General features: G+C 74.8%; 27 protein-coding genes. 14 read left to right on the top strand and 13 right to left on the bottom strand.

Translation table 11 applies throughout. The annotated features are described in order from the left end of the window. Window positions 1-5: 5 nt before the first annotated feature. Genes VG869_04750 through VG869_04740 form a run of 3 tightly spaced genes read right to left on the bottom strand, consistent with a single transcriptional unit; the run spans window position 6 to window position 2,652 of the window. On the bottom strand, window positions 6-218 hold the full coding sequence (locus VG869_04750) for a hypothetical protein (GenBank protein HEV3450495.1): 213 nt from the start codon (window positions 216-218) through the stop codon (window positions 6-8). Continuing rightward, window positions 215-1,252 carry an FAD-binding protein gene (locus tag VG869_04745; protein HEV3450494.1) on the bottom strand — a complete coding sequence of 346 codons (1,038 nt, stop codon included), beginning with the start codon at window positions 1,250-1,252 and terminating at the stop codon, window positions 215-217. Before VG869_04745 ends, VG869_04750 begins: the two co-directional genes overlap by 4 nt. Beyond that, entirely contained in the window at window positions 1,243-2,652 is a 1,410-nt protein-coding gene (locus tag VG869_04740; GenBank protein ID HEV3450493.1) for an FAD-linked oxidase C-terminal domain-containing protein, read from the bottom strand. The genes VG869_04745 and VG869_04740 overlap by 10 nt, the downstream gene beginning before the upstream one ends. 75 nt (window positions 2,653-2,727) lie before the next feature. Here VG869_04740 and VG869_04735 point away from each other — a divergent pair, with 75 nt between their 5' ends. After that, complete coding sequence (locus tag VG869_04735; protein HEV3450492.1) at window positions 2,728-3,501, top strand: hypothetical protein; 774 nt, start codon at window positions 2,728-2,730, stop codon at window positions 3,499-3,501. A gap of 10 nt (window positions 3,502-3,511) precedes the next feature. On the opposite strand, the gene VG869_04730 is transcribed toward VG869_04735, so the two are convergent. Then, complete coding sequence (locus VG869_04730) at window positions 3,512-3,850, bottom strand: co-chaperone GroES (GenBank protein ID HEV3450491.1); 339 nt, start codon at window positions 3,848-3,850, stop codon at window positions 3,512-3,514. Window positions 3,851-3,932: 82 nt separating this feature from the next. Between VG869_04730 and VG869_04725 the strand changes: the two genes are divergently transcribed. Beyond that, complete coding sequence (locus VG869_04725) at window positions 3,933-4,862, top strand: heme o synthase (GenBank protein HEV3450490.1); 930 nt, start codon at window positions 3,933-3,935, stop codon at window positions 4,860-4,862. Then, window positions 4,831-5,463, top strand: a complete 633-nt coding sequence (locus VG869_04720; protein HEV3450489.1) for a TlpA disulfide reductase family protein — start codon at window positions 4,831-4,833, stop codon at window positions 5,461-5,463. The genes VG869_04725 and VG869_04720 overlap by 32 nt, the downstream gene beginning before the upstream one ends. Window positions 5,464-5,466: 3 nt before the next feature. Here the strand turns inward: VG869_04720 and VG869_04715 are convergent, their stop codons facing one another. After that, window positions 5,467-6,204 (bottom strand): ABC transporter permease, encoded by a 738-nt coding sequence (locus VG869_04715; protein ID HEV3450488.1) that lies wholly within the window; start codon window positions 6,202-6,204, stop codon window positions 5,467-5,469. Then, entirely contained in the window at window positions 6,201-7,130 is a 930-nt protein-coding gene (locus tag VG869_04710) for an ABC transporter ATP-binding protein (GenBank protein HEV3450487.1), read from the bottom strand. Before VG869_04710 ends, VG869_04715 begins: the two co-directional genes overlap by 4 nt. A gap of 79 nt (window positions 7,131-7,209) precedes the next feature. Here VG869_04710 and VG869_04705 point away from each other — a divergent pair, with 79 nt between their 5' ends. Genes VG869_04705 through VG869_04695 form a run of 3 tightly spaced genes read left to right on the top strand, consistent with a single transcriptional unit; the run spans window position 7,210 to window position 8,322 of the window. Then, window positions 7,210-7,533 (top strand): lycopene cyclase domain-containing protein, encoded by a 324-nt coding sequence (locus VG869_04705; protein HEV3450486.1) that lies wholly within the window; start codon window positions 7,210-7,212, stop codon window positions 7,531-7,533. After that, the gene (locus VG869_04700; GenBank protein ID HEV3450485.1) at window positions 7,526-7,843 is read left to right on the top strand and encodes a lycopene cyclase domain-containing protein; all 318 of its coding nucleotides are present in this window, start codon (window positions 7,526-7,528) and stop codon (window positions 7,841-7,843) included. The genes VG869_04705 and VG869_04700 overlap by 8 nt, the downstream gene beginning before the upstream one ends. Then, the gene (locus tag VG869_04695; protein ID HEV3450484.1) at window positions 7,840-8,322 is read left to right on the top strand and encodes a sterol desaturase family protein; all 483 of its coding nucleotides are present in this window, start codon (window positions 7,840-7,842) and stop codon (window positions 8,320-8,322) included. The genes VG869_04700 and VG869_04695 overlap by 4 nt, the downstream gene beginning before the upstream one ends. Here VG869_04695 and VG869_04690 read toward each other — a convergent pair. The 3 genes from VG869_04690 to VG869_04680 are packed head-to-tail and all read right to left on the bottom strand — an operon-like array spanning window position 8,306 to window position 11,708. Next, window positions 8,306-9,157 carry a phytoene/squalene synthase family protein gene (locus tag VG869_04690; protein HEV3450483.1) on the bottom strand — a complete coding sequence of 284 codons (852 nt, stop codon included), beginning with the start codon at window positions 9,155-9,157 and terminating at the stop codon, window positions 8,306-8,308. The genes VG869_04695 and VG869_04690 overlap by 17 nt on opposite strands. Continuing rightward, a complete protein-coding gene (crtI, locus tag VG869_04685) occupies window positions 9,154-10,608 on the bottom strand; it encodes a phytoene desaturase family protein (GenBank protein HEV3450482.1) in 1,455 nt (484 codons plus the stop codon). The genes VG869_04690 and crtI overlap by 4 nt, the downstream gene beginning before the upstream one ends. Window positions 10,609-10,628: 20 nt before the next feature. Further along, on the bottom strand, window positions 10,629-11,708 hold the full coding sequence (locus tag VG869_04680) for a polyprenyl synthetase family protein (GenBank protein HEV3450481.1): 1,080 nt from the start codon (window positions 11,706-11,708) through the stop codon (window positions 10,629-10,631). Between the two features lie 72 nt (window positions 11,709-11,780). On the opposite strand from VG869_04680, the gene VG869_04675 reads away from it, so the two are divergent. The 3 genes from VG869_04675 to VG869_04665 are packed head-to-tail and all read left to right on the top strand — an operon-like array spanning window position 11,781 to window position 14,223. Next, window positions 11,781-12,203, top strand: coding sequence for an SCP2 sterol-binding domain-containing protein (locus VG869_04675; protein HEV3450480.1), 423 nt, complete (start codon window positions 11,781-11,783; stop codon window positions 12,201-12,203). 53 nt (window positions 12,204-12,256) lie between these two features. Then, window positions 12,257-13,468 (top strand): acyl-CoA dehydrogenase family protein, encoded by a 1,212-nt coding sequence (locus VG869_04670; GenBank protein HEV3450479.1) that lies wholly within the window; start codon window positions 12,257-12,259, stop codon window positions 13,466-13,468. 2 nt (window positions 13,469-13,470) lie between these two features. After that, the gene (locus tag VG869_04665; GenBank protein ID HEV3450478.1) at window positions 13,471-14,223 is read left to right on the top strand and encodes a hypothetical protein; all 753 of its coding nucleotides are present in this window, start codon (window positions 13,471-13,473) and stop codon (window positions 14,221-14,223) included. Window positions 14,224-14,232: 9 nt separating this feature from the next. On the opposite strand, the gene VG869_04660 is transcribed toward VG869_04665, so the two are convergent. The 4 genes from VG869_04660 to VG869_04645 all read right to left on the bottom strand — a co-directional run bounded on the left by VG869_04660 (window position 14,233) and on the right by VG869_04645 (window position 17,560). Next, window positions 14,233-14,622: an FxsA family protein gene (locus VG869_04660; GenBank protein HEV3450477.1), complete on the bottom strand. Its 390-nt coding sequence runs from the start codon at window positions 14,620-14,622 to the stop codon at window positions 14,233-14,235. A gap of 49 nt (window positions 14,623-14,671) precedes the next feature. Continuing rightward, window positions 14,672-15,832: a DNA recombination protein RmuC gene (locus VG869_04655; protein ID HEV3450476.1), complete on the bottom strand. Its 1,161-nt coding sequence runs from the start codon at window positions 15,830-15,832 to the stop codon at window positions 14,672-14,674. Window positions 15,833-15,915: 83 nt separating this feature from the next. Beyond that, complete coding sequence (locus tag VG869_04650; protein HEV3450475.1) at window positions 15,916-16,674, bottom strand: SDR family oxidoreductase; 759 nt, start codon at window positions 16,672-16,674, stop codon at window positions 15,916-15,918. Window positions 16,675-16,684: 10 nt separating this feature from the next. Further along, entirely contained in the window at window positions 16,685-17,560 is an 876-nt protein-coding gene (locus VG869_04645) for a 5'-3' exonuclease H3TH domain-containing protein (protein HEV3450474.1), read from the bottom strand. A 154-nt stretch (window positions 17,561-17,714) separates the two neighbouring features. Between VG869_04645 and VG869_04640 the strand changes: the two genes are divergently transcribed. The 5 genes from VG869_04640 to VG869_04620 form a co-directional block, all read left to right on the top strand. Continuing rightward, the gene (locus VG869_04640) at window positions 17,715-18,158 is read left to right on the top strand and encodes a GNAT family N-acetyltransferase (GenBank protein HEV3450473.1); all 444 of its coding nucleotides are present in this window, start codon (window positions 17,715-17,717) and stop codon (window positions 18,156-18,158) included. Window positions 18,159-18,209: 51 nt separating this feature from the next. Further along, complete coding sequence (locus VG869_04635) at window positions 18,210-18,995, top strand: enoyl-CoA hydratase-related protein (GenBank protein HEV3450472.1); 786 nt, start codon at window positions 18,210-18,212, stop codon at window positions 18,993-18,995. Between the two features lie 64 nt (window positions 18,996-19,059). Further along, the gene (locus tag VG869_04630) at window positions 19,060-19,578 is read left to right on the top strand and encodes a MarR family transcriptional regulator (protein ID HEV3450471.1); all 519 of its coding nucleotides are present in this window, start codon (window positions 19,060-19,062) and stop codon (window positions 19,576-19,578) included. A 69-nt stretch (window positions 19,579-19,647) separates the two neighbouring features. Beyond that, the gene (locus VG869_04625; protein HEV3450470.1) at window positions 19,648-21,147 is read left to right on the top strand and encodes an NAD(P)/FAD-dependent oxidoreductase; all 1,500 of its coding nucleotides are present in this window, start codon (window positions 19,648-19,650) and stop codon (window positions 21,145-21,147) included. Between the two features lie 2 nt (window positions 21,148-21,149). After that, a partial coding sequence (locus VG869_04620) for a lipase maturation factor family protein (protein ID HEV3450469.1) occupies window positions 21,150-21,742 on the top strand: 593 nt, incomplete at its 3' end.

Below are 21,742 nucleotides of genomic sequence, written 5' to 3'. Positions count from 1 at the left end.
CCGGCTCACAGCTCGCCGCCCGCCTCGCCGCCGAGGGCCCGGATCGCTCGCTCGACGGCGCGCCGCGCCTGCTGCACCCGCCGCTCCTGCGCCCCGGCCGCCTCGTCGCCGTCCACCGCGGCGGCGCGCAGCCGCTCGTACCCGGCGTCGCGGAGCCGCTCCTCGACCGTCCGCAGCGTCTCGACCAGGTCGGCGAGGTCGGCGAACTCGTCGCTCACGACGCCTGCCGGTGTCGCTCGACGGGCGGGATCGGCAGCCGGCCCGGCGCCAGCTTGCCGGCAGGGTCGAAAGCGGCCTTCACGCGGGTCATGACCGCGAGGTTGGCCGGCGCGACCCCGAAGCCGTCGAGGCCCGGCGCGCCCGCCTCGCGGAGCAGCCAGCCACCGACGCTCGTGGCCGCCGCGCGCGCCGCGCCCAGCGCCGCCTCCGAGTCGGCGGCCACGTGCACCGTGCCGACCCCCCACTCACCGAGCCAGCCGATCCCGTCCGCACGACCGAGCGCGGCGGCGAGGTCGTCCATCCGGGCTGGCGCCACCGAGATGCGGCCCCGGTGCGGTCCCTCCGGCCACGCCGGCGCGTCCGGCGCCGGGCGGAGGGACGCGGCCTCGGCCTGGGCCTCGACGTCGCCGGGGTCGCCCTCGAGCAGCACCCAGGCGCCGGCGCCGGCGTCGGCCACCGTCGACGGCGACACCAGCCGGGCGCGCAGCCGGGCCGGGTCGTCGCCGCTGCGGTACCAGCGGGCGCAGCGGGGCCGGGGCTGGCAGCGCACGATCAGCCGCGTCAGCACGCCGAGCGTCCCGAACGAGCCGACGAGCAGCCGGGGGAGGTCGAAGCCGGTCACGTTCTTCACGGTCGGGCCGCCGCCGCGGACGACCCGGCCGTCGCCGGTCACGAAGCGGACCTCGAGCACCCGGTCGCGCAGCGGCCCGTAGCGGAGGCGGCGGTGCCCGGACAGCCCGACCGCGACCAGGCCCCCCAGCGTGCAGCGCGGATCGGGCGGGTCGAGCGGGCACTCCTGGCCGTGGGCGCCGAGGGCGGCGTCGAGCTCGGCCACGGTGGTCCCCGCCCACGTCGTCACCGTCAGCTCGGCGGGGTCGTAGGCGACGATCCCCGCCGGCGCCGACACCGGCGTGCCGTCGGGGACCGGACCGCCGACCTCCCGGTGGGTGCCGGCCCCGACCGGCAGGACGGTCGAGGCCTCGACCACGGCGGCGCGGACGGCTTCCTCGCTCGGCGCCGGGGTCAGATCCACGCGCCGTCCGGAACCCGGCTGAGCTCTCCGCAGCGGCTCCCGCGGGGCAGCACCTTGTCCGGGTTGGCGAGCCCCCACGGGTCGAAGGCGTCCCGCAGGCGGGCCTGCGCGTCGAGGTCGTCGGGCCCGAAGACCATCGGCATGGCGTCCCGCTTCTCGAGGCCGATCCCGTGCTCCCCCGACAGCACGCCGCCGGCGTCCACGCACGCCCGGAGGATGGCGTCGCCGGCGTCGGCGACCCGGGGCCAGATGCCCGGCTCCCGCGCGTCGAAGACGATGAGCGGGTGGAGGTTGCCGTCCCCGGCGTGGAACACGTTCATCATCGTGAGGCGCTGCTCGGCGGCGACGGCGTACACGCGCTCGAGGACGTCGACGAGGCGCGTGCGCGGCACGACGGCGTCGTGGAGGTAGTAGTCGGGCGCGATCCGGGCGATGGCCCCGAACGCCGACTTCCGGCCCTTCCAGAGCAACGCCCGCTCCTGGTCGTCGGCGGCGACGCGCACGGTCCGGGCGCCGTTCGCGGCGCCGACGGCGCGCACCGCCTCGACCTGGGACGCGACGCCGCACTCGAGGCCGTCGACCTCCACGAGCAGCACCGCGCCGGCGTCACGCGGGTAGCCGGCGCCGACGAAGTCCTCGACGGCACGCGTGATCGCGGCGTCCATCATCTCGAGCGCGGCCGGCACGATCCCGGCGGCGATGATCCCGCTCACGGTCGCAGCGGCGGCCTCGACGGTGACGAAGTCGAGCAGGAGCGTCCGGACCACCGGGGGGTCGGGCGTGAGCCGGACGGCAACGCGCGTCGCGATCCCCATCGTCCCCTCGCTGCCGACGAAGCAGCCCCGCAGGTCGTAGCCGGGCTGGTCGGGCTCGAGGCCGCCGAGGCGGGCGGTCGTCCCGTCGGCGAGGACGACGTCGAGGGCGACGACGTGCGTGGCCGTGACGCCGTAGGCGAGGCAGTGCGGCCCGCCGGCGTTCGTGGCGACGTTGCCGCCGATCGTGCACGCCTGCTGCGAGGACGGGTCCGGGGCGTAGTGCAGGCCGAGGTGCGCGACGGAGCGGCTGAGGTCGAGGTTCAGGACCCCCGGCTCCACCCACGCCACCCGGCTGGGGCCGTCGACGTCGAGGATCCGGTTCAGGTGGGTGGTGACGATCACGACCGGCCGGCCGACCGGGGTGGCCCCGCCGGCGAGCCCGGTGCCGCTGCCGCGGGCCACGAAGGGCCGCTCGTGGCGGGCCGAGACCGCCACCGTGGCCGCGACCTGCTCCGGCGTGGCCGGGAAGCACACGACCCCGGCCTCGCCGGTGGCCACGCCGGCGTCACGCCCGTAGAGGGCGAGCTCGAGGGGCTCGTTCCGGACCCGCTCCGCGCCGAGGACGGCCCGGAGGTCGGCCAGCAACGCCGCGTCGTCGTCGATGCGCGAAGCCTACCGACGTGCTCGATACGCTCGACCTTCCTTGACGAGGAGGCTTGGATGCCAGGCCCGACGCGCGAGTGGGTGACCTTCGACGACCCCGACGAGGAGGGTCGCCGCTGGCAGGTCGACGTGACGTTCCTGCTGTCGTCGTGGCAGTGCATCTTCGGGTGCGGGTGCCAGGGCGTGCTGACCGGGCCCGCGCCCGAGCTCGTGCAGGGCTGCTGCTCGTACGGCGCGCACTTCTCCGACCGCAAGGACCGCGATCACGTCGCCCGCGTGGCGAAGGGGCTCACCGACGACGAGTGGCAGTTCCGGTCCGCGGGTCGCAAGAAGGGCATCTACGCCAAGGCCGGCAAGGACGACGACGGCCGGACGGAGTGGCGGACCCGGCTCGTCGACGACGCCTGCATCTTCCTGAACCGGCCCGGGTTCGCCGGGGGCCCCGGGTGCGCGCTGCACCTCCACGCCCTCCGCACCGGCGTCCACCACAGCGACGTGAAGCCCGAGGTGTGCTGGCAGCTGCCGCTCCGGCGCGTCGACGAGGAGCAAGAGGACGGCACCGTCGTGTCGACGCTGACCGAGTTCGCCCGCGACGGCTGGGGCGAGGGTGGCGACGACTTCGCCTGGTGGTGCACCGAGGCGCCCGAGGCGTTCACGGGCTCGGAGCCCGTCTACCAGAGCCTTTCCGTCGAGCTCCGCAAGATGCTCGGCTCCAAGCTGTACCGACGGGTCGCGGCGTACCTCGACGAGCGCCGGCGCGCGCGGCCGGCTCCGGTCGGGCACCCGGCCGAAGTCCGGCTGCGGGCCCGCCCCTCCCGCGCCCGGGGCTAGCCGAGCCCGCCTACAGGTAGAGGCCGGACTGGCCCTCGCGCTTGGTCGACGCCACCGCGTGGACGTCGCGCTCGCGCAGGATGACGTACTCGTCGCCGCGGATCTCGACCTCGTACCCGGCGTCGGGCGCGAACAGCACCTGGTCGCCGTCGTCGACGTTGCGCACCGTCGGCCCGACGGCGACGACCTCCGCCCACACGAGCCGCCGGTCCACGTTCGCGGTCGCGGGGATCACGATCCCCGCCCGGGACTTGCGCTCCGAGTGCTCGTCGGACGGCTTCGTGAGGAGCCGATCGGCGGTCATGCGGATCGACTGCTTGACGTCATCGGTGTCGGGGCTCTCGGCCATGCTCCGCGCAGGCTACCGCCGGCGGCTTCGAGAGCCTCGCAACGGCTCGGTTACGATGCCGCGAGCCCCGCCCTGGAGCGCCGTGTCTGACTTCGTCGCCCTGAACCAACCCGTCGCCGTCGTCGAGGCGTGGGTGAAGCGGGCTCGGCGGGCGGTCGCCCACTACGTCGCGTTGACGAAGCCGCGGGTCATCGAGCTGCTGCTCGTCACCACCGTGCCGGCCATGATCCTCGCCGCCGGCGGCGTCCCCGACCTCGGGCTCGTGGCCGTCGTCCTCGTCGGGGGGACCCTCGCCGCCGGTGGCGCCAACACCATCAACTGCTGGATCGAGCGGGACCGCGACCAGCTCATGCGGCGCACCCGGCATCGTCCCCTGCCGTCCGGCGTCGTCGAGCCGGTCCGGGCCCTGGTGTTCGGCCTCGCGCTCGAAGCGGCGGCGTTCGCGCTGCTGTGGGGCGGCGCCAACCTGCTCGCCGCCGGGCTCGCCCTCTCGGCCACGGTCTTCTACGTGTTCGTGTACACGATCTGGCTGAAGCCCCGCACCGCGCAGAACATCGTCATCGGCGGCGCCGCCGGCGCCGTGCCGGTGCTCGTCGGGTGGGCCGCGGTCACGGGCAGCCTCGCCGCGCCGGCGCTGGTGCTGTTCGCGGTCGTGTTCAGCTGGACGCCGGCGCACTTCTGGGCCCTGGCCCTGCGCTACCGCGACGACTACGCGGCGGCGCACATCCCGATGCTCCCGGTCGTCCGGGGCCCGCGGGCCGCCGCGAGCCAGATCCTCGCCTACGCCGCGCTCGTGATGGTCGTGAGCCTGCTCCTGCCGCTCGTGGCGTCGACCGGTGTCGTGTACCCGGTCGCGGCGTCGCTGCTCGGGCTGGCGTTCGTCGGGCAGGCGGCCCAGCTCCGGCGCGACCCCTCCCCGGCCCGGGCCATCGCGTTCTTCAGCCGGTCGAACACCTACCTGGCTCTGCTCTTCGCGGCCGTTGCCGTCGACGTCCTCGTCAACGTCCGCTGAGGGCGGGCGGCCGCGACGGGGCCGCCTCGTCCTCCTCGCCGCGATCGTCGTCGCCGCCGTCGGCGCGGTGACCGGGTGGGCCGTCGCCTCCGGGTCGTCGCCCCGCTCGACGAGCAGCAGCCCGTCGCGTCACGCGTCGCCGTCCGGTGGCACCGCCACGACGGCGGCGGGCGCCCCGACCGCGGGCCCGGCCGCGCCGGGGTTCTCGCTGACCACGCTGACCGGCGGCCACGTCTCGCTGGCTGCGCTCGCCGGGCACCCGGTGCTCGTGAACTTCTGGGCGTCGTGGTGCTACCCGTGCCGCCAGGAGTTCCCGCTGCTGCGGGCCGCGCTGGCTCGGCACCGCGCCCAGGGCCTCGTGATCGTCGGCGTGAGCTTCCAGGACATCCCCGACGACGCCCGCGCCTTCGTGCGCGAGCAGCACGCGGACTGGATCTTCGCTCGCGACGACGACGGCGCCGTCGCCGCCGCGTACGGGGTCCGGCCGGTCCCCGAGACGTTCTTCGTCCGACGCGACGGCACGCTCGCCCGCCGGCTCTTCGGGATCACGTCGGCTCGCGAGCTCGAGCGGGACCTCAACGGGATCCTTCCGCCCGCCTAGCTCTCACTCCTCCCATCGGAAGGTCCGGGCGGCGAGGAACGGCGCCCCGACCGCCCACGCCAGCAAGGTGACGAGGGCCCCGACCGAGATCGGGCTCGTCGACAGGGCCTGACGCACGGTGTCGGACAGCGCCGCCGCCGGCAGCCCGCGGGCGAGGGTCTCGAGCGCGCCCGGCAGCCGGCCCAGGGGGTACGCCATCCCGCCCAGGAACAGCAGGAGCAGGAACAGCGCGTTCGCGACGGCCAGGTTCGTCTCCGCCCGCAGCGCGCCGGCGAAGAAGAGGCCCAGGCCGGCGAACGCGACCGTGCCGACCAGCAGCAGGCCGACCGCGACCCCGACGTTGCCGACCGCGTGCCAGCCGAGGGCGGCCCCCACCGCCAGCAGGACGACCGCCTGCACGACCTCGAGGGCCAGGACGCCGATCGTCTTGGCCGCCAGGAGCCCCGCCCGCGACAGCGGGGTCGACCCGAGCCGCTTCAGGACCCCGTAGCGGCGCTCGTAGCCGGTCGCGATCCCGAGGCTCACCATCGCGGTGGACATGACCGCGAGCGCCAGAACCCCGGGGACGAGGAACTGGACCGGGTCGCGCAGCGAGGTCTGCACGACGTCGACCTTCGTGAAGAACACGAGGATCCCGACTGGGATCGCGAGCGACACCACGAGGCTCTCGCCCCGGCGCAGGGTCAGGAGCAGCTCGACGCGGGCCTGCGCCGACACGGCGCGCACCGACGACCGGTTCACCGGTCGTCGTCCGTCGTCAGCTGGAGGAACACCTCTTCGAGGGTCCGCCGGCCGGTGCGGAGCTCGCCGAGGCGCACGTCGCGGTCGCGCAGCCAGATCGCGAGGTCGGCCACCAGCTGCGGCGTGGCGTCGGCACGGAGCAGGTACCCGCCGGGACGCTCCTCGAGCACGAGGGCGACGGCCAGCCCGACCGCCTCGGCGAGCGACGCGCGGTCGAGCCCGGCGGGCGCCGCGAACCTCGTCTCGTCGCTCGACGCGTTCAGCGTGAGCTCGGCGGGCGTGCCGCAGGCCACGAGCCGACCGGCGTTCATGATGGCGACGCGATGGCAGAGCTGCTCGGCCTCGTCCATCGCGTGGGTGGTGAGCAGCACCGTGACGCCGTCGTCGCTGAGGCCGCGCACGAGCTCCCAGGTGGTGGCGCGGGCGCGCGGGTCCATGCCCGCGGTCGGCTCGTCGAGGAACACGAGCGACGGGCGCCCCACGAGCGCCAGCGCCAGCGACAGCCGCTGCTGCTGCCCGCCCGAGAGCCGCCGGACGAGGGTGCGGCGCACGCCGGAGAGCCCCACCCGGTCGAGCAGCGCCTCCGGGTCGGCGGGGTGGTCGTAGTAGGCGGCGAAGAGCTGCAGCGCCTCGAGCGGCCGCAACCCGGGGTAGAGGCCGCCCTCCTGGAGCATCACGCCGATCTGGGGCCGGAGTCGGCGACCGTCGCGGGTCGGGTCGAGGCCGAGCACCCGCAGGTGACCCCGGTCGGGGCGTCGGTAGCCCTCGAGGGTCTCGACGGTGGTGGTCTTCCCGGCGCCGTTCGGACCGAGAAGCCCGAACACCTCGCCGCGCTCGACCGTGAGCGCGACGCCGTCCACCGCGCGCACCGCGCCGTAGCGCTTCTCGAGCTCGGCGACCTCGATCGCGGGTGTCGCCGAGGGCATCGACCGCGGAGCCTACCGGAGGGCCTCCGCGTCGCCCTGCGCGCGCCGTCGTTCCGCGGCGAGCAAGAATGAGCGCGCAGTGAGCGACGAGTACCAGTACCTCGCCTTGATGGCCGCGTGCCTGATCGTGACGCTGCCGCTGGAAGTGGTGCTCGGCGCCCGCGTCTGGCGCCGGCCTCGTCGGCTGCTGCTCGTGCTCGTGCCCACCGTCGCCGTCTTCTTCGCGTGGGACGCGCTCGCGATCGCCCGCCACCACTGGACCTTCAACGGGCGGTACGTCGTGGGGTGGTCGCTGCCGGGCGGCGTGCCGATCGAGGAGCTCGTGTTCTTCGTCGCCATCCCGATCTGCGGCCTGCTGACGCTCGAGGCCGTGCGCGGGATCCTGAGGCGCGGCCGTGCATGAGTACACGGCGCTGGCGCTGGCGGCGACCGCCGCCGTGGTGGCGTTCGAGGTCGCGGTGCTGCACACCGGTCTGCTCCGCAGCGGCGCGTACTGGGCCGCTCTGGCCATCTGCTACGGCTTCATGATCGCCGTCAACGGCTGGCTGACGAAGCTTTCCGCCCCGATCGTCGTCTACGACCACGGCGCCACGACGGGCTGGCGGGTCCCGTGGGACGTCCCGGTCGAGGACTACCTGTTCGCCTTCGCGCTCCTCACCCTCGCCATGCTCCTGTGGGACGCCGCGGCCCGGCGCGAGCGAGCCCAGCCGTGACCTTCGCCGCGCTCGCCGTGGCGTCGCTCGCGGTCATGGAGCTGGTGGCGACGCTCGCCCACCGGTTCGTGTTCCACGGCTTCGGGATGGGCTGGCACCGCAGCCACCACCTCCCGCCCCGCCGGGTGCTCGAGGCCAACGACCTGTTCCCGGTGGTGTTCTCGGCACTGACGATCGTGGTGCTGTCGGTCGGCGTCTGGGGCGGCGCCGGCGCCGTGCTCGTCCCGATCGGGGTCGGTGTGACCGGCTACGGCCTCTCCTACCTCGTCGTGCACGACCTCGTCATCCACCGCCGGGCCTCGTGGCTCCGGGTCCCCGACCGGGTCGGGGGCCGCCTGCGGCGGGCGCACAACGTCCACCACCTCTTCAGCGAGGCGCCGTTCGGCTTCCTCGCCCCCGTCGTCCCGCCGCGCCTGCGCGAGGCCGCCAACGCGCGGCGGCGGGACGAGACCCCGCGGGCGGTCAGTCGCCGGTCCTGAGCACCGACCAGCCGACGACGAGCGCCTTGCGCGCCGTCGGCACCCGGGCCCGGCTGCTGAACACGTCGCCGCCCGCCCGGTCGATGCGATCGAGGATCTCGGAGTACAGCCGCCGGGCGGCCCGGATGCAGCGCGCCGAGGACGACGGCAGCATCGGGATCCCGAGGTCCGCCGACGCGTAGTACTCGCGGGTGCGGCGGATCTCGAACGCCATCAGCGCGCGCCACTCTGGGGTGACGTGGCGGGCCCACGGGTCGGCCTCGAAGCGTCGCAGGTCCTCCTGGGGGATGTACACGCGGCCTCGGTCGAGGTCCTCGGCGACGTCCCGGAGGAAGTTCGTGAGCTGGAAGGCGATGCCGAGGTCACGAGCGGGGCGGAGGGCCGCGCCCGAGGTGGGCTCGAGGATGGGGAGCATCATCTCGCCGATCACGGCCGCCGACCCGTCCATGTAGTCGAGGAGGTCGTCGAAGGTCTCGTAGGTCTCGACCTTGAGGTCCATGGTCATGGAACGCAGGAACCGCCGGAAGCAGTCGGGGTTGATGTCGAAGGCGTTGACGGTGTGCACGACGGCCTTCAGGACCGCATCGTCGGAGTCGCCGCGCTCGAGGTCGGCGAAGAAGCGCTCGCCGAACTCCGTGAGGGCGCGCTCGCGCGCCTCGACCGGCGCGGGACCGAGGTCGTCGACGATGTCGTCGGCGTACCGGCAGAACGCGTACAGGGCGTGGACGTGGTGGCGCTTGACGCGCGGCAGCAGCAGCGTGGCGGCGTAGTAGGTGGTCCCGTACGCCTTGTTGAGCTGCCGGCAGCGGGCGTAGGACTCGTCGAGCGTGGTCACCCACGACCCCAGGCATCGACGCGGTCCGCCGCGAGCCGCCCGGAGAGCAGGACCATCGGGATTCCCACGCCGGGCACCGTACCCATCCCGGCCAGGACGAGCCCGGGTACCCGCCGCTCCACGTTCGGCGTCCGGAACGGCCCGCTCTGGAAGAACCGGTGGGCCAGGCCGAACGGCGTCCCCCGCTCGAGGCCCTGGGCCGCCCATCCCGCGGGATCGGTGCAGCGCTCCACCACGATGTCGGTCACCGGGTAGCCCCAGTCGCCCACCCGGCCGACGAGCTCGTCCCGGGCCCGGGGGCCGGCGACGCGCCAGTCGAGCCGGCCGTCGAGGTTCGGGGCCGGCTCGAGCGCGTAGAGCGTCGCCCCGCCCGGTGGGGCGAGGGTGGGGTCGGTGGCGCTGGCGCAGGTGACGAGGATCGACGGGTCGGGCATCCGAGCGCCGTCGCGCAGCAGCGCGTCGAAGGCGCGACGCCAGGACCGCCCGAAGTGGAGGTTGTGGTGCGCGGCGCCATCCGGGAGCCGGCCGCGCACACCGGCGGTCCACACCACGCACGAGGGCGAGTAGCGCCCGCGGGCCGCGACACGCGGCGGCGCGATCCCGAGCAGCGACCGGTACGTGGCGGCCACGTCGGCGTTGCACACGACCGCGTCGGCGGCGATGCGCTCGCCCCCGGCGAGCGTGACGCCCTCGACGCGTCCGTCGGCGCGACGAGCGATCCGCGTCACCGGGCTCGAGTACCGGAACCCCGCACCCGCCTTCTCGGCCGCGGCGGCGAGGCCGCGGGCGAGCTCGTGCATCCCTCCGGCCGGGAAGAGCACGCCCTCGACGGTGTCCATGTACGTGATGACGCTGAAGATCGCCAGCGCCTCGAAGGGCGACAACCCCGCGTAGAGGGCCTGGAACGAGAAGACCCGCTGCAGCCGCTCGTCCTGGAAGAACGACGCCACGCGCGGCGCCAGGCGTCGCAGCCCGCCGAGGCGGACCAGACGAAGCAGCGCCCGCACCTCGCGCAGCAGGTCGGCGGGACCGTCGAAGTTCCGGGCGACGAACGGGCCGAGCTCGGCCTCAGCGAGGGCGCGGAGCCAGGCGCAGAACCGGTCGAACGCCGCCGCCTCGCCGGCCCCCGCGAGCCGCTCGATCTCGGACCGGGTGGCGTCGCCGTCGGCTCGCAGCGCAAGCTGGGTGCCGTCGGCGAAGCAGGCCCGGTAGATGGGATCGAGGCGGCGCAGCGACAGGTGCTCGTCGACGCTCGACCCGGCGGCGGCGAAGGTGTCGGCGACGATGCCGCCCATCGTGAGCACGACCGGCCCCGTGTCGAGCCGGAAGCCGCGCTCGTCGAGGACCCCGGCGAGCCCGCCCGGCACCTCGCCGCGCTCGAGGACGGCGACCTCGTGGCCGCGGCCGGCGAGGTGGCAGGCGGCGGCGAGCCCACCGAGGCCCGCTCCCACGACTGCGACCCGCACGGCGGCTACCGGTCGCGCCAGGCGACGTAGACCGCGAGCTCCTGGAGCGCGTCGCGGGCCTCGCACGTGATCGGGGCCCGCTCGAGGGCGCCGAGCGCCCGCTCCACCAGCCGCTCGATGGCCGCCTCGATCTCCTCGCAGGCGCCCGACTCGAGCAGCAGCGCCTGGAGCGCCTGGATCTCCGCCTCCGACAGGTCCGACGACCCGACGCGGCCGAGCAGCCGGGCGCCGGCACCGTCGACCCGAGCCGCGGCCGCGGCGAGCAGCGGGGTGAGCTTCCCCTCGCGCAGGTCGTCGCCCACGGGCTTCCCGGTCACCCGCGAGTCGCCGAACACGCCGAGGAGGTCGTCGCGAAGCTGGAACGCCTCCCCGAGCGGGAGGCCCACGGCGCTCAGCGGCGCCTGCAGCTCGTCGAGGCGGCCGGCGAGGGCCGCGCCCAGGTGGAGCGGGCGCTCGACGGTGTACTTCCCGGACTTGTAGCGCTCGATGCGGGCGGCCTGCTCGGCGTCGTTGCTGGCGCTGGCCGTGCCGACGAGGTCCAGGTACTGGCCGACGCACAGCTCGAGCCGCAGCTCGTCGAAGATCCGCCGCGCGACCGGCGTGGTGTCGCCGAAGAGCAGGTCCGCGTACACGAACGCGAAGTCGCCGACCAGGATCGCGGCACCCTCTCCGAACCGGCGCGCCTCACCCCGCCACGCCATGTCGTCGTGGCCCCGCATGAACCGACGGTGGATGGCGGGCTGACCTCGTCGCAGCTCGGAGCCGTCCATGACGTCGTCGTGGACGAGCGCGAACGTGTGCAGCAGCTCGAGGGCGGCGCCGGCGTCGACCACCGCCGGTGCCGTCGGGGGTCCGCCGGCGCCGACGTAGGCCCAATGGCAGAACGCGGGCCGGAGACGCTTGCCGCCGGCCACGACGAGGTCTCGGAGGGCCAGGATCGGCTCCGCGAGCTCGGGGTCGACGTCGGCCCACCGGAGCGCCTCGGTGTCGAGGAGGGTGAGGATTCGGGCCTCGGCGCGCGCGCCCACGGCCACGAGGCTGGGAGGCACCGGGATGCTGCGGCGGGCCGGCGCGGCCGACGACATCACGAGATGCTAGGCCGGCCCGCGGCCGCCGGTCCGAACGACGCGCCGGACGCGCACCGGTACGCTGCGCGGGTGGCCGAGTTCCTCTCGGACGCGTGGATCGAGGAGCTCGACCAGGCGGCGCGGGACGCGCCGAGCCTCGCGGCGATCGGTGCCGAGCGGCCCCTCGTGGTCGAGCAGCGCGTCCGCCGCGGGACCGACGAGGTCGTGTACTCGCTCTGCTTCACCGCCGACGGCGCGCGCGTCACCGCCGGTCCCGCCGAGTCTCCACACGTCGTCGTGCGCACAGACGCCTCGACGGCGCGAGCGCTGCAGCAGGGAACGATGAACGCGCAGCAGGCCGCCGTCGCTGGGCACCTGAAGATCCAGGGACAGGCCGAGCACCTGCGCGCCGCCGGCGACGCGCTCCGGGCCGCTGGGGACGTGTTCGAATCGGTCCGGGCCTCGACCACGGACCCTCCCGGGCTCGACACTGGCGCGACAGGCCGCCGCTAGCATCGGCGCCGGCGACCCGGCCGGGACGACCGGCGCCGACGACAGGAGCGACCGTGATCCCCGAAGCCCAGTTCCGGGCCGAGGCCAAGTCCTTCCTCGACGGCCACGCCGAGCCACGGGCCGAAGAGAAGTTCGAGTGGGGCAAGGGCTCCGACCGGGTCGGCCTGCTCGACGAGAAGACCGCCGAGCAAGAGGCGGCCGAGATCCGGGACGCGAAGGCCTGGAAGGCGCTCGAGTACGACGCCGGGTTCGGCTGGGTCACCGGACCCGAGGAGTACGGCGGCCGGGCCCTCCCCGCCGGCTACGAGCGCGCGTACCGCGAGCTCGCGGGGGGGTACGCGATCCCGCCCCAGACGGTGTTCGGGATCGGGCTCGGCATGGTCGCCCCGACGATCCTCGCCCACGCCATCCCCGACGTGAAGCGCCAGTACCTGGCGCCGCTCCACCGCGGCGACGTCGTCGGCTGCCAGCTCTTCTCCGAGCCCGCGGCCGGCTCCGACCTCGCCGGCGTGCAGACCCGGGCGATCCGGGACGGGGACGAGTGGGTGCTGAGCGGCCAGAAGGTCTGGACCTCGGGCGCGCACTACAGCGACATCGGCGAGATCATCACCCGCACCTCCACCGACAAGCCGAAGCACAAGGGCCTCACGATGTTCCTCGTGGACATGAAGGCGCCCGGTGTCGAGGTCCGGCCGCTCCGCCAGATGACCGGCGGGGCGTCGTTCAACGAGGTGTTCTTCGCCGACGTGCGAGTGCCCGACACCCATCGACTCGGTGACGTCGACGAGGGCTGGACCGTCGCCCTCACCACGCTCATGAACGAACGGGCCGCGATCGGCGGCGGGGGCGCCGGCGTCGGGGCCATCGGCCTCACGCGGCTCCGAGAGATCGCCACCCACTTCGGTCGCGACGAGGACCCGCTCGTCCGCCAGCGGCTCGCCGACATCTACATCCGGCACACCGTCGCCCGCTACACGAACCTGCGCGCCATGGCCAAGATCCGCGCCGGGCAGGTGCCGGGGCCCGAGATGTCGATCGCGAAGCTGGCGCTCACCCAGAACATGCAGCGCGTCGCCGACGCCCTCGGCGAGCTGCTCGGGCCGCGCCTCGTCGCCGACACGCGCGAGTGGGGCACGTTCGCCTGGGCGGAGTTCGTCCTCGGCGTGCCGGGCGTGCGCGTCGCCGGCGGCACCGACGAGGTGATGCGCAACATCGTCGGTGAGCGGGTCCTCGGCCTGCCGAAGGAACCGCCCGGCGCCCGGTAGGGATGCTGCCGTTCGAGCGGCTGCGCGCCCTGGCGCGGTACGCCGGGGACGACCGCGGTCTCGTCCTCGAGGCCGCGGAGTGCCTGGCTGACTTCGCCGACGACCCCACCCAGCTCGTCACGGTGTGCCGGCGTCTCCTCGCCCACCACCCGAGCAACGGGGGCCTCTGGTGGCTGTGCGCGCACGTCCTGGCGGCCCCCGAGCCCGCCACCGGCGCCCGTGAGGCCGCGCGCAGCCTCGAGCGCGACCGCACCGCCAACCGGCTGGCGTCGCTGCTGCCGTTCCCACACGACGACGCAGTCGCCGTGCTCGGCTGGCCGGACGTCACCGCCGCCGCGCTTACGGAGCGCCCGGACCTCGACGTCGTCGTCGTGCGGCCCCGACACCAGCGGCTCCGCCCCGCTGAACGCCGCGTGCGGGTCCTCGACGAGGTCGAGGTCGTCGCGGCCGCCCCCAGCCACCTGCTCGTCGAGGTGCTGGCGGCCAGCCCGGGGACGGCGGTCGTTCCCGACGGCGTCGAGGACCTGCACGCGTCGCTCGGTCACGCGGCGCTGTGGCTGGTCGTGCCGGCCGGGCGGCTGCTGCCGGCCCGCCTGTTCGACGCGCTGTCCGCGCAGCTCGGCGACGAACCCGACGTCGAGCGACTCGCGGTCGGCCGCGCCGACCAGATCGCGGGGCCGTTCGGTCTCGAAGCCCCCGGTCGGCTCGACCGGCGCGTCGACTGCCCGGTCGCGCCCGAGCTCCTGCGCCTCTGAGCGCCCGGGTCAGGCTTCGAGCTCGTCGCCGCGCACGACGACGAAGCGGCGAGACCAGCGCCGCCGGAGTCGACGGCGGACGACGCGCCGCACCGGCGTCACGAGGAGGAGCAGCCCGGGGACGTCGGTGACGAACCCCGGCACGACGAGCAGCGCGCCGGCGACGACGACGAGCGCGCCGTCGGCCAGCGTGGGTCCCGGGACGCGTCCGGCCTCGACGTCGCCGACGAGCCGCCGCAGGACGGCCAGGCCCTGGGCCTTCACGACGAGCACGCCGACGATCGACACCAGGATCAGCAGCCCGATCGTGTCGATGACGCCGAGCCGCTGCGCGACCTCGACGATCACGACCAGCTCGACCACCGCCAGCGCGGCGGCGTAGGCGAGGAACCGCTGCATAAAAGCAGGGTACCGGCGCCGTCGGGCGGGTCGGCCGGCAGGCGGGCGGTCAGGCCTCCAGGGCCAGCGGCGGGTCCCCGTCGTCCGGCTCCTCGACGAGCTCGAGGTCCCGGGTTCGGAGCTCCTCGATGGCTCGGAGGGGGCGCTCGAGCGTGTTGGCCCGGGTCCCGGCCAGGGCGGTGTACTCGCGGCCGGCAGCCTCGATCTTCTGGCCCACCTTCTCCATCTGGACCTTGAACTTCCCCCACTGGTCGAGGAACTGGCCGAGGAGCCCGAGGATCTCGTCGGAGGTGCGGGCGAGCCGGAAGTTCTCGACCATCTGGCGGATCAGCGCCAGGACCACGAACAGCGTCAGCGGCGAGCAGAACACGACGCCCTGCCGGACGGCCTCGTCCAGGATCGTGTCGTCCTGCTCGTGGATGAAGGCGTACAGCTGCTCGTTGGGGATGAACAGGAGCACGAAGTCGACCGTCCCGCCGCCGGCGTCCACGTAGTCCCGTCCGCTCAGCTCGCGCACCCGGGCCCGCACGTCTCGGAGGAAGTCGTCGCGGTGCCGCTTCCGCTCCAGGTCGGACCCGGCCTCGCAGTACCGCAGGTAGTTGTCGAGGGGGAACTTCACGTCCATGTAGAGCCGCAGGTCGTTGGGCAGGAAGAAGGTGTAGTCGGGGATCCCGGAGCCGCTCTCGACGGCGCGCTGCTTCCGGTAGTTGATGTTCTCGACGAACCCGGCCAGGCGGAGGACGTCCTCGGCCATGCGCTCGCCCCACTGGCCGCGCGCCTTCGTGCTGGAGAGCGCCTCCCGAAGGCTCTGGGTGGTGTGGAGCAGGTCGGCGAGCCCGTCGTGCTGTTGGCTCAGCTGGGCGCTGAGCTCGCCGAAGGAGCGGGCCCGCTGGGCCTCGACGTCCTGGACCAGGTGCGAGACGTCGTCCAGCTTGGCGGCCATCGCCGCCAGCTGCTGGTCGATGAGCGACTTCTTGCCCTCGAGGTCCCGGTCGGCCAGCTCCCGCTCGGCGAGCAGCGCGGCCCGGTTGTGGGCCAGGAACTGCTCGACGGCGGCCTGGACGACGGCGTCGCGCTGCCCGGCCATGGCCCGCTCGTGGTCCGCGACCAGCCGGGCCGAGCTCAGCTGGTGGCGGCGCAGCACCAGCCCGGCGACGCCCGCGACGACGAGGGGCCCGAGGATCGCGACGGCGATGACGACGAGCTCCATCGCTGCAGCGTCACACGGGGGTGTGACGACGCCGCGGATGGCCCCTGACCAGCCCAGACGCCGGACGGGGGACCCCGGACGGCCTAGAAGGTGCCCCCGTCCACGGTCAGCCGCTGGTCGGTCAGGTAGCCGGCGGCGTCGGACACGAGGAACCGCACCACGTCGGCCACCTCGTCGGGCGTGCACACGTGGCCGTAGGGCGAGCCGGCGTCGAGGGCGTGGATGTCCTCGACGCCCTGGGTCGCCCGGACCAGCCGGCGGCCCATCTCGGACACGACCAGTCCGGGGGCCACCACGTTGACGTGGATCCCGTTCCGGCGCTCCTCCTTGGCCAGGGTCCGGGCGAGGGCCTCGAGCGACGCCTTCGCCACGTTGTACGGCAGCGAGTTCGCGGCCATGAAGCTCGTCGCCACGCTGGAGATCAGGATCACGTCGCCTCGGGGCTGGGCCCGCATGCTCGGCAGCACCAGCTTCGCGAGCAGGAAGGCGCCGAAAGCATGGATCCGCCACACCCGCTCGAGCTCGGCGGGGTCGGTCTCGAGCGTCGTGTGGCCCCGGCTGGCGATGCCGGCGCTGTGCACGAGGATGTCGACGTGGCCGAAGTCCGCCAGCGCGGCCTCGACCATGGCCGCGTCGGCGGCGGCGTCGTCGACCGACGCCTGGTACGCGACCGCCTTCCGCCCGAGGTCCTCGATCGCGCCCACGGTCTCCGCCGCGGCCGCGGCGTCGCGCCGGTAGTTGACCGCCACGTCGGCGCCGTCCGCGGCGAGCCCGAGCCCGATGGCGGCGCCGATCCCCCGGCCGCCGCCGGTCACGAGGGCGACCCGTCCTTCCAGTCCCATGCTGCTCCTCTCAGGCTCGGGATTCGGCCAGCCGGTCGGCGCGCGCGACCAGGGTGGGCGACCCGAGGCGGTCCGCCCACCCTCCGAGCTCCCGCGTCGGTCCGGCCCACCGCCACGCCGCCGGCACGCCGACGTCGGCGTCGGTCCGCAGCGTCGCCAGCACCCGGAACAGCTCGGCCCGGGACCGCTGCTCGGCGAGGGTGGCCGCGAGCCGGGCCGCGCCGCGCACGTCCACGTCCCAGTTCAGCGCCTGGTCCGGGATGGCGTCGAGGTGGCCGTACCGGGCGAGGACGGCGCTGGCGGACTTCGCGCCCCAGCCCGGGAGGCCCGGGAAGCCGTCGGCGCTGTCACCGACGAGCGCGAGCCAGTCCGGGATCGACGCCGGCGACACGCCGAACTTCGCCCGCACCGCGGCCTCGTCGAGGACCCGACCGGTCCGGCGGTCGAGCTGGACCACCTGCGGGTCGTCGACGCACTGCGCCAGGTCCTTGTCCGGCGTGCAGATGACCGCCCGGTCCGCCGCCGGGTCGGCGCGGACCGCCGCCGCCCCGGAGGCGAGGGCGTCGTCCGCCTCGAGCTCCACCTCGGCCCAGACGGTGACGCCCAGCGCCCGCAGCGCGTCCTCGACGACCGGGAACTGCTGGAGCAGCGCGGGCTCGACGCCGGCGCCGGTCTTGTAGCCCGGCCACAGGTCGTTCCGGAACGACTCGATCACGTGGTCGGTCGCCACGGCGACGTGGGTCGCGCCTTCCTCGAGCAGCTGCACGACCGAGCCGACGACGCCGCGCGTCGCGCCGACGTCCATCCCGTCGTCGGCGAAGTGCTCCGGGACCGCGAAGTAGTGCCGGAACAGCTCGTAGGTGCCGTCGATGAGGTGCGCTTGCATGCGAGCCAGCCTGCCCGACGCCGGGACCGCCAGGGACGGGGAGACTCTGGCACAGCGCCACCCGGACGGCGCCGGCGCGGCCGACCGAGGGTCCGGGCCCGCGCTGGTGGGCGCGCCACGGTGGGCGTCCGCCGCGCCCCGGTATCGTCGCTGCGTGGCGCCGGCGATCCGTCCCGCGTCGATGGCCGACGCGGAGCCGCTCCTCGTGCTGCTGGGCCAGCTCGGCTACCCGTCCACGCCCAGCCGGCTCGCGGAGCAGCTGGCGAGCGCCGCGGGCGACCGCGGCGGGGTCCTGGTCGCCGCCGATGGCGACTCGGTGTCCGGGTTCGCGTCGTATCAGATCGTGTTCTTCTTCGAGGACGGCGCGCCCCGGTGCCGGCTGACCGCGATCGCGGTGGAGGCGGCGGCCCGGCAGACGGGCGTCGGGCAGCGGCTGGTGGCCGAGGTCGAACGACGAGCCCGCGCCGCCGCCTGCACCGAGCTGGAGGTGGTGAGCGCCCACCGGCCGGAGCGCGCCGCCGCGCACGCCTTCTACCCGGCGCTCGGGTTCGTCGACGCCCGCCACGAGTGCGGCCTCTACACGAAGGTCCTCAGCTAGGGGCCGACGCCGCCGGGCCCCGCCCGCCGCTGCCGAAGATCGGAGAACCAGATGGCGACCGTCGTGCTCGAACACCCCGAGCCGCACGTCACGCTCGTGACCCTCAATCGGCCCGAGCGGCTGAACGCGATGAACTACGAGCTCGTCGCCTCGTTGCACGACGCCCTGGACCAGATCGGTCAGGATCCCGAGTGCCGCGTCGCCATCCTCACCGGCGCCGGGCGGGGGTTCTGCTCGGGCCTCGACCTGAAGGACTGGGGTCGGCCACCGGCGCCCGGCGGCCATCCCCACGCGCTCGTGGGCACCGGCGGCCAGGAGTTCATCGCCAGCCTCACCCTCCGCGTGCGAGCGACGCCGCAGGTGATCCTGGCGGCCGTGAACGGTCCCGCCTTCGGTGGGGGCCTGGCGCTCGCGTGCGCCGCCGACCTTCGGGTCGCGGCCGAGTCGGCGCGGTTCTGCTCGGCGTTCATCCGGACCGGGCTCACGGGCACCGACATCGGCATCAGCCACACCCTGCCTCGGATCGTGGGCGCCGGACGGGCCTTCGACCTCATCGTGACCGGCCGCGAGCTCGGGGCCGTCGAAGCCGAGCGCATCGGCCTCGTGAGCCGCGTCGTCCCCGACGACGCCCTGGCGAGCGAGGCCGCCGCCGTCGCCCGGCAGATCGCGGGCTACGCCCCTTCTTCCTTGGTGCTCACGAAGGAGGCGTTCTGGCACAACGTCGACACGCCGAGCCTCGCCGCCGCGATCGCGCTCGAGAACCGCAACCAGGCCCTGGCGAGCCGCACGCCCGAGGTCGAGGCCTTCATGGCCGGGTACTCGGCCCGCTTCTCCTGACCCCTCCGTCGTCGCCCCGCCCGCACGATGGTTGAAATGTAAACCATCCGCTAGACTGACGAGCGTGGCGGCACCACGGTGGCTGAACGACGAGGAGCGACGGACCTGGATCGCGTTCGTGTACGCCCAGGGGCTCCTCTTCGAGCAGGTCGAGCGGGACCTCCAGCGCGACTCCAACCTCCCCCTCGCCTACTACCAGGCCCTCGTCGTGCTCTCGGAGCACCCGAACCACGCCATGCGGATGGGCGACCTCGCCGAGGCCCTGACCTTCTCCCGGAGCCGGATGTCGCACGCGATCACGCGCCTCGAGCAGAACGGCTGGATCCGCCGCGAGCAGTGCGCCGAAGACCGCCGCGGCTCGGTCGCGGTCCTCACCGACGCCGGTTTCCACGCCCTGGAGGCGGCCGCGCCCCAGCACGTCGAGAGCGTCCGGGCCCACCTCTTCGACCAGCTGTCCCCCGAGCAGGTCCGGAACCTGCGTGAGGTCTGCGAGACGCTGGTGCGCCACCTCCTCGGATCGTTGAACATCGAGCCGCCGAGCGTGCTCCCGGAGCCCGGCTACTGGGAGGCCACGGCGCGCTGACCCGCGCTCGCCGGCTCGGCGACGCGCGACGACTCGGCCTGGCGCGCCGCGACGCGCGAGCCTCGCGGGGTGGCCTCGGAGTCTCTCGACGCGGTCGTCGTCGGCGCGGGGCCCAACGGGCTCACCGCCGCGGTCACGCTGGCGGCGGCCGGCGTGGGCGTTCGGGTCTTCGAGGCCAACGACGGCGTGGGCGGCGGGGCCCGCACCGCCGAGCTGACGTTGCCGGGCTTCCACCACGACCGGTGCTCGGCCGTGCACCCGCTCGCGGCCGGGTCGCCCGTCTTCGCCACGCTCCCGCTCGCCGACCACGGCCTCAGCTGGCTCGAGCCGCCGCTGGCCCTGGCCCACCCGCTCGACGACGGGCCCGCCGCCCGGCTCGAGCGCTCGCTCGCCGACACCGCGGCCGGCCTCGGACCCGGCGGTCGCGGCTACCGCGCGCTCCTCACCCCGTTCGTCGGCCGGTGGGCGGCCCTGGCCCCCGACGTGCTCCGCCCGTTCGCCTCCGTCCCGCCGCGCCACCCCGCGCTCCTGGCCCGCTTCGGGGCCCGGGCGCTCCTCCCCCTGACGGTCAGCGCCCGCCGCCTGCGCGGCGACGCCGGGCCCGCCCTGCTCGCGGGCATGGCCGCGCACACGGGCAGCCCGCTCACCGCGCCGGTCAGCACCGGCCCGGCGCTGATGCTGGCCCTCGCGGCCCACGACGTGGGCTGGCCCAGCCCCCGCGGCGGCGCGCAGGCGATCGCCGACGCCCTCGCCGGCTACCTGGCCGAGCTCGGCGGGTCGATCGTGACCGGCCACCGGGTGCGGAGCCTCGACGAGCTGCCGACGGCCCGGGCGTACCTCCTCGACGTGTCCCCCTGGGCCCTCCCCGGCCTGGCCGGGCGGCGGCTGCCCCGCCGGTGGCTGCGGCGGCTCGGCCGCTACCGGCGCGGGCCCGGCGTCTTCAAGCTCGACTACGCGCTGAGCGGACCGGTCCCGTGGCGCGACGAGGCCACCCGGCGGGCCGGCACCGTGCACCTCGGCGGCACCCTGCCCGAGGTCGCCGCCGCGCTCGCCGCGATCAGCCGCGGCCAGGCGCCGGACCGGCCGCTCGTGGTCTCGGCGCAGCCCAGCCTCGTCGACCCGTCCCGCGCCCCAGCGGGCCGCCACACCTTCTGGGCCTACGCCCACGTGCCGAACGGCTGGCCCGGCGACCTCACCGACGCCATCGAGGGCCAGATCGAGCGGTTCGCCCCCGGCTTCCGCGACGTGGTGCTGGCCCGGGCGGTGTCGCCGCCCGGCCAGCTCGAGCGGCAGAACGCCAACCTCGTGGGCGGGGACATCGCCGACGGCGCCGTCTCGGGCGCCCAGGCGCTATTCCGGCCCCTGGTGGCGGCGGTCCCGTACGCGACGCCGGACCCGGCGGTGTTCCTCTGCTCCGCGGCGACGCCGCCGGGCCCGGGGGTGCACGGCGTCTGCGGGCACGAGGCGGCCCGGGTGGCGCTGCGCCGCGTCTTCGGCCGGCGGGCGCCGCGGTTCCAGCCCCCGGGGGCGGCGAGCCGCCGCGAGCGAGGGACGAACCTCCCGGGGTAGGGATGAGCTGGTTCGACGCGCCGCAGTACTGGCTGACGCGGTTCGTGTTCGAGCGCGCCCTCGGAGTCATCTACGTGGTGGCGTTCCTCACCGCCTGCAACCAGTTCCGGCCGCTGCTCGGTGAGCGGGGGCTCCTGCCGGTGCCGCGGTTCCTGCGCCGGGTGCGGTTCGGCGACGCGCCGAGCCTGTTCCAGTTCGCCTACTCCGACCGCCTCCTCCTCGCGGCGGCCTGGGGCGGGGTGCTGCTCGGCGTCGCCGTGGTCCTCGGCCTGCCCCAGGCCGGGCCGCTCTGGGTGCCGATGCTCGTCTGGCTGACGCTCTGGGCCCTCTACCTGTCGATCGTGAACGTGGGCCAGACCTTCTACTCCTTCGGCTGGGAATCGCTGCTGTGCGAGGTGGGCGCGCTGGCGGTCTTCCTCGGCAACGCGCGGACGGCGCCGCCGATCCTGCTCGTGTTCTTGATGCGGTGGCTGGTCTTCCGGCTCGAGTTCGGCGCCGGCCTCATCAAGCTGCGCGGCGACCCGTGCTGGCGCGACCTGACCTGCCTCTACTACCACCACGAGACCCAGCCGATGCCCAACCCGCTGAGCTGGTG

The organism is Acidimicrobiia bacterium (assembly GCA_035948415.1).
In the GTDB taxonomy this organism is placed as follows: Bacteria; Actinomycetota; Acidimicrobiia; order IMCC26256; family PALSA-555; genus PALSA-555.
Note: the sequence above shows the minus strand (reverse complement) of the source record. Positions and strands in the feature narration are given on the sequence as shown.

Coding starts and splice junctions, on each gene's coding strand:
- VG869_04650 (HEV3450475.1), bottom strand. CDS start 16,674: ATGGGACTGGAAGGACGGGTCGCCCTCGTGACCGGCGGCGGCCGGGGG.
- VG869_04655 (HEV3450476.1), bottom strand. CDS start 15,832: ATGGAGCTCGTCGTCATCGCCGTCGCGATCCTCGGGCCCCTCGTCGTC.
- VG869_04730 (HEV3450491.1), bottom strand. CDS start 3,850: ATGGCCGAGAGCCCCGACACCGATGACGTCAAGCAGTCGATCCGCATG.
- VG869_04660 (HEV3450477.1), bottom strand. CDS start 14,622: ATGCAGCGGTTCCTCGCCTACGCCGCCGCGCTGGCGGTGGTCGAGCTG.
- VG869_04710 (HEV3450487.1), bottom strand. CDS start 7,130: ATGCCCTCGGCGACACCCGCGATCGAGGTCGCCGAGCTCGAGAAGCGC.
- VG869_04645 (HEV3450474.1), bottom strand. CDS start 17,560: ATGCAAGCGCACCTCATCGACGGCACCTACGAGCTGTTCCGGCACTAC.
- VG869_04680 (HEV3450481.1), bottom strand. CDS start 11,708: ATGTCGTCGGCCGCGCCGGCCCGCCGCAGCATCCCGGTGCCTCCCAGC.
- VG869_04635 (HEV3450472.1), top strand. CDS start 18,210: ATGGCGACCGTCGTGCTCGAACACCCCGAGCCGCACGTCACGCTCGTG.
- VG869_04735 (HEV3450492.1), top strand. CDS start 2,728: ATGCCAGGCCCGACGCGCGAGTGGGTGACCTTCGACGACCCCGACGAG.
- VG869_04665 (HEV3450478.1), top strand. CDS start 13,471: ATGCTGCCGTTCGAGCGGCTGCGCGCCCTGGCGCGGTACGCCGGGGAC.